Source organism: Frankia sp. CcI49 (assembly GCF_001983215.1).
Taxonomy (GTDB): domain Bacteria; phylum Actinomycetota; class Actinomycetes; order Frankiales; family Frankiaceae; genus Parafrankia; species Parafrankia irregularis.
Map to the genome: position 1 here is coordinate 112,829 of NZ_MOWP01000018.1, position 12,432 is coordinate 125,260.

7 protein-coding genes are annotated in these 12,432 nt (G+C 73.5%); 4 read left to right on the plus strand and 3 right to left on the minus strand.

Annotated features, from left to right (window positions below; genetic code table 11):
• Nucleotides 1–88 precede the first annotated feature (88 nt).
• Entirely contained in the window at nucleotides 89–1,891 is a 1,803-nt protein-coding gene (locus CcI49_RS17910; protein ID WP_241840126.1) for a GGDEF domain-containing protein, read from the minus strand.
• Nucleotides 1,892–2,338: 447 nt separating this feature from the next.
• On the minus strand, nucleotides 2,339–3,652 hold the full coding sequence (bioA, locus tag CcI49_RS17915; RefSeq protein ID WP_054570342.1) for an adenosylmethionine--8-amino-7-oxononanoate transaminase: 1,314 nt from the start codon (nucleotides 3,650–3,652) through the stop codon (nucleotides 2,339–2,341).
• A gap of 145 nt (nucleotides 3,653–3,797) precedes the next feature.
• Here bioA and CcI49_RS17920 point away from each other — a divergent pair, with 145 nt between their 5' ends.
• From CcI49_RS17920 to CcI49_RS17930, 3 genes are all read left to right on the plus strand, one after another.
• Nucleotides 3,798–4,652, plus strand: a complete 855-nt coding sequence (locus CcI49_RS17920) for a 4'-phosphopantetheinyl transferase superfamily protein (RefSeq protein ID WP_241840127.1) — start codon at nucleotides 3,798–3,800, stop codon at nucleotides 4,650–4,652.
• A 141-nt stretch (nucleotides 4,653–4,793) separates the two neighbouring features.
• Entirely contained in the window at nucleotides 4,794–5,288 is a 495-nt protein-coding gene (locus CcI49_RS17925) for an SRPBCC family protein (protein ID WP_235498340.1), read from the plus strand.
• A gap of 312 nt (nucleotides 5,289–5,600) precedes the next feature.
• Complete coding sequence (locus tag CcI49_RS17930) at nucleotides 5,601–8,198, plus strand: AAA family ATPase (protein WP_241840131.1); 2,598 nt, start codon at nucleotides 5,601–5,603, stop codon at nucleotides 8,196–8,198.
• Between the two features lie 375 nt (nucleotides 8,199–8,573).
• Here CcI49_RS17930 and CcI49_RS17935 read toward each other — a convergent pair whose 3' ends face one another.
• On the minus strand, nucleotides 8,574–8,816 hold the full coding sequence (locus CcI49_RS17935; protein WP_054570141.1) for a hypothetical protein: 243 nt from the start codon (nucleotides 8,814–8,816) through the stop codon (nucleotides 8,574–8,576).
• A gap of 239 nt (nucleotides 8,817–9,055) precedes the next feature.
• Between CcI49_RS17935 and CcI49_RS17940 the strand changes: the two genes are divergently transcribed.
• Nucleotides 9,056–11,698 carry a DEAD/DEAH box helicase gene (locus CcI49_RS17940; protein WP_116437434.1) on the plus strand — a complete coding sequence of 881 codons (2,643 nt, stop codon included), beginning with the start codon at nucleotides 9,056–9,058 and terminating at the stop codon, nucleotides 11,696–11,698.
• Nucleotides 11,699–12,432 lie beyond the last annotated feature (734 nt).

The window sequence follows — 12,432 nt, forward strand, 5'->3', positions numbered from 1 at the left end:
TCCGCCTGTGACCTGCTCCGCCTGTGACCTGCTCCGCCTGCGGGCCGGGCGCCTGGCCGCTCGAGCGGCCAGGCGCCCGGCCCGCGGATCAGGCGGTGGGCCGTGGCTTCCGGGGGACCGGCGCCGCGGCGAGGCACACCCGGTCGCGCCCTTCCCGCTTGGCACGGTAGAGCGCCGCGTCGGCACGTTCGAGCAGGTCGGTGACGACCCCGTGGTCGTCGTGGGAGGCCGGCGCGCCGCTGGCCACGCCCACCGACACGGTGACCCGCTGCTCGCCGCGGGTCAGGTGGACGCGGACGGCCGCGACACTGTCGCGGACACGTTCGGCGATGGCGGCCGCGGCCGCGAGGTCGACGCCGACCAGCAGCACGACGAACTCCTCCCCACCGAAGCGCCCGACGAGGTCCTGCGGCCGGGTCGCGTGGCGCAACGCGTCGGCGACGGCGAGCAGCACCACGTCGCCGTCGATGTGGCCATGCCGGTCGTTGACCTGTTTGAAATGGTCGATGTCGACCAGCAGCACCCCCATCGGCCGGCCGAGCCCGTGGCTTCGGGCCGTCTCGGCCGTTGCCACCTGCCGCCAGTAGCCCAGGGTCGCCAGCCGGGTCTTGGCATCGGTGCGCGCGGCGGACAGCAGCTCGGCATGGGCAAGCCCGCGGCGCAGCAGAAGCACCAGTGGCACCGCGATCACCAGCAGCACCGGGCTCGCCGCCCACACGACCGCCAGGACGAGCGCCGCGCAGAGCTGGACGATCACTGTCGCGGTGTGGTCGCGGCCGGCCGCCCAGCGGCGGGGCCGCAGCAGGCGGTCGACGGCCAGGTAGACGGTGACCGCGGCGAACAGTGCCGTGACGCCGCGGGCCGACCCGGCGAGCCGGTCGGCGGACCCGGGGTCGACGGCGGGGTCGAGCAGACGGTGCGCGAAGGCGGCGGCCGCACCGGCGATCCCGAGCGCGGCACTGTCGTGGAACAGGCTGTGGGTGGGAGGGCCGTCGCCGCCGGTCCGCCCACGGCGGGCCGGTCGGCCGCGCCGCGGCGCGGCCGCCAGCCACAGCGGCACGTGCGCGAGCAGCGCGTACAGCGGGGGTAGTAACAGGGCCACCGGCAGCGTCCAGGTGGTGGTCATGGCGGGGTAGGCGTCCCGGCCGGCCTCGATCGTGTCCTCGCTGTCCTCGCCGCGCGCTCCACCGGCCCAGCCGGTGACGCCGGCCAGGCTGGCACCGACCGGACTGGCACCGAACAGGCTGGTGAGGACGGCCAGCCCGGTGAAGGTGGCGAAGGTCGCGAGCTCGGTGGCCCGCGGTGTGCCTGCGCCCATGACGCCGTCGGCGACGAGCAGGGCCACGCTGAGCCCGAACAGGGCATCCACCACCAGTGCCTGGAGCAGGGGGGCCGGTGCCCCGCAGCGGCTGCCGGGGCGGATGTGCTCCAGGGCGGGATCGGTGGGCCGGGCGCGCAGGAACAGTGATGCGCCCAGCCCCGTGTCACTGTGCGATGGGCCGGCGGATGGGCGCGGTGGGCCGGGAGACGAGCCGGGCAGCGCGCCCGGCTCTGCGCCGGATGGCGCGGTGGTGACCGGCGTGGTGGTGACCGGTGCTGTGCGGCAGGGCGCGGTGCGGCACGGCACGGTGTGGCCAGACGCTCCGGCCGGAACCGGGCAGCGAGCCACGGCGGTCAGCGGCAGTGGCTCGGCGGGCCACAGGGTGGGGTCGGTGGCCGGGTGCCCGGTGGGCCCATCGGGCGATGGTGCCGGTTCCAGTGGGCTGCCCGCCCGCGGCGGATCGATCGGGGCCCCCATGGGCAGGCGGCCACGACGCCATCCGCGGCGGGCCGCGTTCACCACGGCCCGCAGGCCCGCCGGGGCGTACCCGGCCCCCGGCCCCCCTGACACCTGTCGTGACATCTGTCGTAACGGCATCCGCACCCGGCCCCTCTCGTTCACCGCCCGCGGCACCCCGCCTGCCGGCGATATCCAGATCACTCAGGGCATTCGTCGACCAGGCCGGCGATGGTGCCGCCCCCTTCCCCGGGTCCGGGCCCTCCGGAACCCGACAACGACACGCCGACCGCTACACACAGTGAAACCCCGTGAACGAAGGGTATGAAGGCTCTTCGGGCATCCGCAACTAGTTCCCCGATGTCGGATATGCAGTGGGCGGACGCAGGGCGGCGGCCTGGCACCGTGCCGGGCCCTGGCGGTTCCGCCGCGGCAACCACCTGACCTGCGCTGTCGTCGCAACGGCGACGGCTGGCGCGGCGACGCGGGCGGCCCGGACGGGCGCCCACCCGGGAGCAGGAAGACCACAGGCGCCGACCCGGCCGAAGCCGGGACGAGGGCCTACCGGGTGATGCTGGGGACGCCCGTGGTGCTCGTGGTGGCGGCGACCGCCTCGACCATGGCCCCCGCCAGCGTCGCCACCTCGGCGGGCTCCATCACGAACGGTGGCATCGCGTAGACGAGACGACCGAACGGGCGCACCCACACCCCCAGCTCCACCAGCAGCGGCTGGATGACCGCCATGTCGACCGGTTCACGGGTCTCGATCACACCGATCGCGCCGAGGGTGCGTACCTCGGCCACCCCGGGCAGGTCGGCGGCCGCGGCGAGGCCGTCGGCCAGCGCGTCGTGCACCCCCCGCACCCGCTCCCGCCACGGCGAGGAGAGCAGAAGCTCGATGCTCGCCCGGGAGACGGCCGCCGCCAGCGGATTGCCCATGAAGGTCGGGCCATGCATGAACGCGCCCGCCGCGGAGGCGCACACCCCGTCGGCGACCTCCTCGGTGCACAGGGTGGCGCCCATGGTCAGGTAGCCGCCGGTCATGGCCTTGCCGACGCACATGATGTCCGGTGTGATCCCGGCATGGTCGCAGGCGAACAGCTCGCCGGTGCGCCCGAAGCCGGTCGCGATCTCGTCCGCGATCAGCAGGACCTGGTAGCGGTCGCACAGATCACGCACGCGCGTGAGCCAGCCGGGCGGGTAGAAGCGCATCGCCCCGGCCCCCTGCACGACCGGTTCGCAGATGACCGCGGCGAGCTCGCCGCGGTGGGCGGCGAGCAGCCGCTCCACGTCGGCGAGGTCGCTGTCGGTCACCGGGTCGCTGTAGCCACTGGTCGGGGCGGCGGCGAACAGGTGCTGGGCGAGCAGGCCGGTGAACAGGTGGTGCATGCCCGTGTCCGGGTCACACACCGACATCGCGCCGGAGGTGTCGCCGTGGTAGCCACGGCGGATCGTGAGCAGCCGGGTGCGCCCGGGCCGGCCCCGGCCGGCCTGGTACTGCAACGCCATCTTGATCGCGACCTCGACGGAGACCGAACCGGAGTCGCAGAAGAAGACCCGGTCCAGGCCCGGCGGGGTGATCCGGACGAGCAGCTCGGCCAGGGCCACCGCCGGCTCGTGCGTCAGCCCGCCGAACATCACGTGGGCCATCCGGTCCAGCTGGTCGCGCACGGCCTGGTCCAGGACCGGGTGGCGGTAGCCGTGGATCGCCGCCCACCACGACGACATTCCGTCCAGCAGCTCACGGCCGTCGGTCAGGGTCAGCCGCACGCCGCGGGCGGACGCGACGGCGAACAGCGGCGCATGGTCTCCCACCGAGCCGTAGGGATGCCAGACGACCGCACGGTCACGCGCGACGAGGTCTGAACCGTCCATGCCCTCACCCTCTCCCAGCAGGGGCATGATGTTGCCCGCAGGTGTCGCAAGAGCCACAGGTGTCACAGAAGCCACCAGCAGAAGCCACCACCGGCGACGTGTGTGCCACCGGTGACGCCCAGTGCAGCAGAGGAGTCGTGCGCCCATGCCGTCCACAGGCCGTAGCGACCGGGTAAGTGGCGCCGTCCCCCCCGCCGCCGCCATCGCCGGGGGGGCGGTGCTGCTGGGCGCGGTCCTGCCGGCGCCCGGGCCGTCGGCGGATTCAGCCGGCCCCGGCGACCCCGCGCTCGCCGCGGTGGAGAAGTACGACGACGACTTCGGGGGCGACCCGGACGCGGCGCTGTTCCCGACGGAGGCGGCCGTCCTGACCCGCGCCGTCGACAAGCGGCGCCGCGAGTTCACCACCGGGCGGATCTGCGCGCACCGGGCGCTGCGGGCGCTGGGAGAGGCCGCGGTGCCCATCCTTCCCGGTGAGCACCGCGAACCACGCTGGCCCGACGGGGTGGTCGGCAGCATCACCCACACCGCCGGATACCGGGCCGCGGTCGTGGCGCGGACGGTCGCGGGCCGGGCGGTCAGCGTGGGTATCGACGCCGAGCCGAACGAGGCGACCCCCGGCGGTGTCCTGCGGGAGATCTCACTGCCCGACGAACGGGACCGGCTCACCGAGCTGGGGCGGGCACATCCGGCGGTCGCCTGGGACCGGCTGCTGTTCAGCGCCAAGGAATCGGTCTACAAGGCCTGGTTCCCCCTCGCCCGCCGATGGCTGGGTTTCGCCGACGCCGACCTGACCCTCACCGTCGAGGGCGACCACAACCACGACGACGGCGGCCCGGGCTTCGGGGCCGGCGGCGACGGCCTGGTGGCGCGGGGCGGGTTCCAGGCCAGGCTGCTGGTCGCGGGCCCGGTGCTGCCCACCGGCGAGGAGCTGACCGGGTTCACCGGGCGGTGGGTCGTCGGCCGGGGTCTGCTGGTGACCGCCATCGCCCTCGGCTGCTGACACCTCCGGCTGCTGACCACGCCGGGCACAGCCGGGCTCGCCACCACCTCGATGGCCATACCGACGTTACGTCCACAGGTGGATGCGCAGGGTGCGGGCGGCGGATGAAGTTCGGGCGCACCCGGCCTACCGTGGGTAGGTGTGAGCGTGCTTTTCCTGGACGTGTCCGGGCCGGCGCCGCCGCAGGTGTGCTGGGAGCGGTATGCCGTGCCGGCGGCCTGGCCTACCTGGGCGCCGCAGATCCACACCGTCACGCTGGCGGACGTCCCCGTCGGCATGCGGCGCCGGACGGCCGTGCCGGTGGGCTCCGGCGCCGGTGGCGCTCCCTCTCCCCCGGGCTGGCCGGGCGCCCGGGGGGCGCCGGCCACCGAGGTCCGGATCTTCCCCGGGCTGCGTGGTCGGATCCGCGGGCTCTTCCCGCCGACGGTGCGGTTCGTCATCACCGCGGTCGACGAGACGGACCGCACCTGGAGCTGGCAGGTGGGAGTCGGCCCGCTGCGGCTCGAACTCGACCACGGCGTGGACGCCTGCCTGGACGGCGGGACCTCGGCGTGGCTGCGGATCACCGCGCCCGCGCTGGCGATCCGCGCCTACGCTCCGATCGCCCGCGCCGCACTGCGCCGCCTCGTGCGCTGAGACCACCGCCGCCCGGAGACCACCGCTGGTGGATCAGCCCGCGCGGGGCCGAGCGGCGGCCTGCCTGCGCGGGGTGTGGCTACGGGAAAAGAACGACCCTGGGCTAAGCTGAGAGCCGGGACGCGGGCGCACGAAAAAGAACGCGCCACGCGGGATAGTAACCGGAGAGGGCTGGGGTTGTCAAAGGAAACGGTGCCGGCCAGGTCGGCCGACTCACTCGAACCCCGCGACGAGCCCCGGGTGAACCACAACGAGACCCGGGTGGACCAGAAGGCGGATGACGAGCGGGCCCTGGAACAACGCTACCTGACCATGCTGCACGAACGGCTCGACGGCCTGCGCGCCACAGCCGCGGCCGGACTGGCCGAGGCGCTCCTGCGTGACGATCCCGAGCCCGGCGCCCGAGCCGACCGCGACGCGGTCGCCGCCCGCCACGCCGACCAGCTCACCCGGGTCGACGCCGTCCGCGACCGGCTGATGTTCGGCCGGCTCGACCTGGCCGACGGCGAGCGGCGCTACATCGGCCGGATGGGCCTGCTCGATCCCGACGCCGACTACGACCCGCTGCTCATCGACTGGCGCGCGCCGGCCGCGCGCCCGTTCTACCTGGCCACCGGCGCGACGCCGCTGGGTGTCGCCCGCCGGCGCCACATCCGCACGGTCGGGCGCCGGGTGACCCACCTCGACGACGAGACTCTCGACACCGGCGCGCTCGGCGACGGTGTCCTGGGCCTGCTCACCCTCGACGGCCTGGGCGCCGCCGAGGACACAGCCGAGGAGGCGGCCGAGGACAGGGAGGTGGCCTGGGCCACCGTGGCCGCGCCCCCCGCGACCGCACAGACCCCGTCCGGGGAGGTGGCCCGCGGCACCCTGGTCGGTGAGGCCGCGCTGCTGAACACCCTCGCCGCGCACCGCACCGGCCGGATGCGGGACATCGTCGCGACCATCCAGTCGGAGCAGGACCGCATCATCCGCTCCGACCAGGACGGAATCCTCGTCGTGGACGGCGGCCCGGGCACCGGGAAGACCACGGTCGCGCTGCACCGGGCCGCGTTCCTGCTCTACTCCCGCCGCGAGCACCTCGCCCGCCGCGGAGTGCTGATCATCGGACCGAACCCGGCGTTCCTGCGCTACATCGAGCACGTGCTGCCCTCGCTCGGCGAGACCGGGGTGCTGCTGTCGACGATCGGCGACCTGTTCCCCGGGGTCCGCGGCCGCCAGCCCGAGAGCACGCTCGCCGCGGCGGTCAAGGGCCGGTCGGCGATGGTGGACGTCCTGACCGCGGCGGTGCGCGACCGCCAGCGGCTGCCCGACATCCCGCTGGAGATCACCGTCGCGGACGGGATAGCGCGCCTCGACGAGACGATCGTCGTCCCGGCCCGCGCCGCGGCCCGGCTCACCGGGCGGCCGCACAACCTGGCCCGGCCGGTTTTCGTCCGCGAGGTGATCGCCGCGCTGACCCGCCAGATCGCCGACCGGTACGAGTCATCCATCGACGAGGTCGACATCCCGGACTTCGTCGACGACTTCATGCTCTGGCCGGACACCGACGCCGCCCGTGACAACCTCGACGACAGCGAGGCCAACGACGCCGACTGGGCGAGTGCGGCCCGGGCCGCGGCGACCGCGGCGGCCAGCCAGCCGGTCCTCGACGCCGCCGACCTCGCCGACCTGCGCCGCGACCTGAGCTCCGACCCGCGCCTGGCCGCTGCGATCGACGGCCTGTGGCCGCTGCTCACCCCGCAGGACCTGCTCACCGACCTGTTCGCCGACGACGACGCGCTGCGCCGTGCCGCGCCGGACCTGACCGACGCCGAGCGCGCGGCCCTGCGCCGCGAGCCGGGCGGCGGCTGGACGCCGGCGGACGCCCCGCTGCTCGACGAGGCCGCCGAGCTGCTCGGCGACGACCCCCGGCTGGCGATCGACGCCGCGGTGGCCGAACAGCTGGAACGGCGCGAACGGGCCGAGTACGCCGGCGGGGTCCTCGACATCCTCTCCCGCGGGGACACCGAGGACCCCGACAGCGAGGTCCTGATGGCCACCGACCTGATCGACGCTGACCGGTTCGGCGAACGCCACGCCGAGATCGACACCCGCAGCACCGCCGAGCGCGCCGCCGCCGACCGTGGCTGGACGTTCGGGCACGTCATCGTCGACGAGGCGCAGGAGCTGTCCGCGATGGCCTGGCGGATGGTGATGCGGCGCTGCCCGAGCCGGTCGATGACGATCGTCGGGGACGTCGCCCAGACCGGCGACGCGGCCGGGACGTCCTCGTGGGCACGGGTGCTCGCCCCCTACGTCGGCACGCGTTTCGCGCTGGAGCGGCTCACGGTGAACTACCGCACCGGCGCGGAGATCATGGCGGTGGCCGGCGACGTCCTGGCCATGCAGGGGCGGGGGCTGCGCGCGCCGCGATCGGTGCGCCGCTCCGGGCACGTCCCCTGGCGCCTCGCGGTCCCCGAGGCCGATCTGGAGCGGCGGCTGGCCCGGCTGGTGGCCGACGAGCACGCCGCGTGCGGCGGGGGGCGCCTGGCGGTGATCGTCCCGACCTCACGGCGGGAGCAGCTGGCCGGTGTGGCGGGGGTGGCGGGCGCCGCCTCGGCCAGCCCGGTTCGTGCCGTCGGGGAGCCGGGCACCGCTGCCGTAGCCGTAGCCGCAGACGCAGGCACCGGGGGCGCAGCCGGTGGGGACGCGGCCGCGGAGGACCCGGTGGTGGTGCTCACGGTGCGGGAGGCCAAGGGGCTGGAGTTCGACGCCGTCATCGTGGTGGAGCCCGAACGGATCCTCGCCGAGTCCCCGCGGGGAGCCGGCGACCTGTACGTGGCGCTCACCCGGCCGACGAACCAGCTCGGTGTGGTGCATGTCGAGGAGCTGCCGGCGGTACTCGACCGGCTGCGGCCCCGCGGCTGACCGCCACCGGCGGCCCGGCTGGCGAGTGGCAAGAGCGGAGGATTTTGGTCGTTCGAACGACCAAAATCCTTCTTCCTTGCGGGCCGCCAGGCGAAACGGCGCCCGTTTTGCGGTGACTTGGGGGGTGGCTCGCGGTGTGGGATCGCCAGTAGGTGGCTGTGCGGACGGGTTCGCGTCCACCCGGCCTCGACCCTGCGGGCTCCGGCAGATCCTCGCGCGCGTGGATCGGTCCGTCCCGGGGCGGGGCACCAGGGCCGCACCCCGGGACGGAGAGGAAAGTTCAAGATCATCTATGGTCACACGGCGGCGTCAACACCGTTGACTATCTTGTGCCGGGTGGACGCACCGGCGGCCGGACGGTCAGCCCACCGCCGATCACCCGCCCCGCACGGTCGAGGCGAGCAGGCGATGCCACCGGTCGGGCTCCAGGTTCAGCCACCGGTCGACGTCCTCACGCCACCAGATCCGGGTCCCGTTCCAGGCGGAGGTCCGGTTCACGACCCCCGCGGCCGCGGGCGCCGCCGGATCACTGCGCAAACGGTGATCGACAGCCTGTCGGGTCACGCCCAGCGCGCGGGCGATGTCACCCGACCCGACGAGCAGAGGGAGCTCATCCACCTCGCAGACGCTAACCGCAAACAGGACATAGCGGCCTGTCGTCGGACGCCGGTAGGTGGGGCGGCAATCTCACGCCAGGACCAACGGACGGTACACACCGAGACACAGACCCTGGTCGCCGGGGACCTCCGCCCGTAGCTGGGACGAGCGTGACGACTCCGTCACAGCCAACCCGTCCAGCGCCGGCAGGCACGCCGCCGCCCCGGCCAGCCGGTCCGTACGGCACGATCGAGAGCACCATGACGCAGCACAGCCAGCCACCCGTCGCCGCCTCGCCCGCCGCCTCGCCCGCGAGCGACCCGCCCGCCAGCACCTCGCCCGCCACAGAATCGACGGTCGCGGCGTCCACGACGCTGACCTCGCGCCTGCCGGCCGGTTGCGATGCCGACACGCCCGCGGACGCGGACGCGCTGTTCGACGCGTTCGGTGCCTGGGTGGCTGACCAGGGCCTGACCCTGTACCCGGCGCAGACCGAGGCGCTCATCGAGGTGGTCAGCGGCTCGAACGTCATCCTGGCGACACCGACCGGCAGCGGGAAGAGCCTGGTGGCGACCGGCGCGCATTTCGCCGCGCTCGGCTGGGGCCGGCGCACCTTCTACACGGCGCCGATCAAGGCGCTGGTGTCGGAGAAGTTCTTCGCGCTGTGCGCGGTGTTCGGCGCCGCCAGCGTCGGCATGATGACCGGCGACGCATCGGTCAACGAGACCGCGCCGATCATCTGCTGCACCGCCGAGATCCTGGCGAACATCGCCCTGCGCGACGGCGCGGAGGCGGACGTGGGTCAGGTCGTCATGGACGAGTTCCACTACTACGCCGACCCCGACCGGGGCTGGGCCTGGCAGGTGCCGCTGATCGAGCTGCCGCACACCCAGTTCCTGCTCATGTCGGCGACGCTGGGCGACGTCACCAGGTTCGAGGGGGACCTGACCCGGCGCACCGGCCGGCCGACGGCGGTCGTGCGCTCGGCGCAGCGGCCCGTCCCGCTGTTCCACCGGTATGTCACCACGCCGCTGCACGAGACGATCGAGGAGCTGCTCGAGACCCGGCAGGCCCCGGTCTACGTCGTGCACTTCACCCAGGCCTCGGCGCTGGAACGAGCCCAGTCGCTGATGAGCATCAACGTGTCGACCCGCGCCGAGAAGGACGCGATCGCGCAGATGATCGGCGGGTTCCGGTTCGCCTCCGGGTTCGGCAAGACGCTGTCCCGCCTGGTCCGGCATGGCATCGGCGTGCACCACGCCGGGATGCTGCCGAAGTACCGCCGGCTCGTCGAGCTGCTCGCGCAGGCGGGGCTGCTCAAGGTCATCTGTGGGACGGACACCCTCGGGGTCGGCATCAACGTCCCGATCCGGACCGTGGTGTTCACCGCGCTGTCGAAGTACGACGGCACCCGCACCCGGATCCTGACCGCGCGGGAGTTCCACCAGATCGCCGGGCGAGCCGGGCGGGCCGGTTTCGACACGGTCGGCAACGTCGTCGTGCAGGCCCCCGAGCATGTGGTGGAGAACGAGAAGGCGCTGGCGAAGGCCGGTGAGGATCCGAAGAAGCGGCGCAAGGTCGTGCGGCGCAAGCCACCGGAGGGGTTCGTCTCCTGGGGCGTCCCGACCTTCGACCGGCTCGTCGCCGCCGAGCCGGAGCCGCTGGTCTCCCAGTTCGCCGTCAGCCACTCGATGCTGCTCAACGTGGTCAGCCGGCCGGGTGACGCGTTCACCGCCATGCGCCATCTGCTCACCGACAACCACGAGCCGCGCCCGGCGCAGCGCCGGCACATCCACCGCGCGATCGCGATCTACCGGGCGCTGCTCGCCGCCGGGGTGGTGGAGAAGCTCGACACGCCGGACGAGACCGGCCGCACGGTTCGGCTCACCGGCGACCTGCAGCTGGACTTCGCGCTCAACCAGCCGCTGTCACCGTTCGCGCTGGCCGCGATCGAGCTGCTCGACCGCGACTCCCCCGGCTACGCCCTCGACGTCCTGAGCCTGCTCGAGTCGACGCTGGACAACCCGCGTCAGGTCCTGTCGGCCCAGCAGTTCCGGGCCCGCGGTGAGGCGGTGGCCGCGATGAAGGCCGAGGGCGTGGACTACGACCGGCGCATGGAGCTGCTCGACGAGGTCACCTGGCCGAAGCCCCTGGACGAGCTGCTGCACGCCGCGCTGGCCACCTACCGGCGCGGGCACCCGTGGGTGGACGACTACGAGCTGGCACCGAAGTCGGTCGCCCGGGACATCTTCGAACGGGCGATGACCTTCGCGGAGTACGTCGACTTCTACGGTCTGGCCCGCTCCGAGGGGCTGCTGCTGCGCTATCTGGCGGACGCGTTCAAGGCGCTGCGCCAGACGGTGCCCGAGGAGGCCCGCACCGAGGAGCTCGGTGACCTGACCGAGTGGCTCGGGGAGCTGGTGCGCCAGGTCGACTCCAGCCTGCTCGACGAGTGGGAGGCGCTGCGCGATCCGACCGCCGCCCCCGACGCCTCCGCCGGCGCGGCGATCGCGCTGGTGGAGCGCACCACGGCGGTCACGGCGAACCTCCGTGCGTTTCGGGTGCTGGTGCGCAACGCGCTGTTCCGCCGGGTGGAGCTGGCCGCGTTGCGCCGCCACGACCTGCTCGGCGAGCTCGACGCCGCCGCCGGTTTCGACGCCGACGCCTGGCAGGAGGCGTTGGAGCGCTACTACTCCGAGCACGACGAGATCGGCACGGGGCCGGACGCGCGTGGCCCGGGCCTGCTGCTCGTCACCACCGCCGCCGACCGCTGGACGGTTCGCCAGATCTTCGACGACCCGGCCGGTGACCACGACTGGGGAATCAGCGCCGAGGTGGATCTCGCCGCCTCCGACGAGGCGGGAACGGCCGTCGTGCGCGTGACGGCGGTCGACCAGTTGTAGACCTTCGGGTGCGCGGGCCCCGCGGGCCCCGCGGGCCCCGTGAACCCACGGGGTCAGCGCACCCCCATCTCGACAAAAGGCAAAACGGGCATGGCACCGAAGTGTTCACGCCCGTTTCGACCAGTCGATAACCGGCACTTTTGTTCCAGCCCTCCCGCGTAGGTCGCGCATTCGGCGTGTGTGCCCTGTGGGGTGGTGCGGTGACCGAGCGGAACGGACCGGCCGACCGGCAGGCCGGCGCACCCTCGCCCGCCTCGGCCGACGGACCGCACCGACGATCGCCCACCGGCGCCCACCCACGACCAGGGGTGACGACGACTACGTCGGCACCACCCCGGTCGCGGACACACCGAACCGGTTTTTACCCAACCGCACCGGCGCACATTCCCACACTTCGATCATCGGAAACACAACTGACGACCGCTCGACCCGCGAGAACGGCCATCGGCCGACGAGGGAGCGGATCAATATCAACGGAGGACGAACGTCCGATCATCGTCTTCCCGGTCCACCGGGAAGACGCGGCGACCGGGCGCGGCCCGATCCGCCGAACCACCACCGGCCGGCCACCGCCTCCGGCGCCACCCCCACCCGCCGGGTCACCACGGGTCAGCGCCACCGGGCCACCCCCTACACCCGCGGCCGATCACAACCCTCACTGCCCGCGTTCGGCACCACGGTGCACAATGCGCGGATTGCCGGGACGAAGATCCCCTTGCTAGTCTCAATTCCCG

What these genes read in the sequence shown, in the direction of transcription:
- CcI49_RS17920 (WP_241840127.1), top strand. Translation starts at nt 3,798, where the DNA reads ATGCCGTCCACAGGCCGTAGCGACCGGGTAAGTGGCGCCGTCCCCCCC.
- CcI49_RS17930 (WP_241840131.1), top strand. Translation starts at nt 5,601, where the DNA reads ATGCTGCACGAACGGCTCGACGGCCTGCGCGCCACAGCCGCGGCCGGA.
- CcI49_RS17940 (WP_116437434.1), top strand. Translation starts at nt 9,056, where the DNA reads ATGACGCAGCACAGCCAGCCACCCGTCGCCGCCTCGCCCGCCGCCTCG.
- bioA (WP_054570342.1), bottom strand. Translation starts at nt 3,652, where the DNA reads ATGGACGGTTCAGACCTCGTCGCGCGTGACCGTGCGGTCGTCTGGCAT.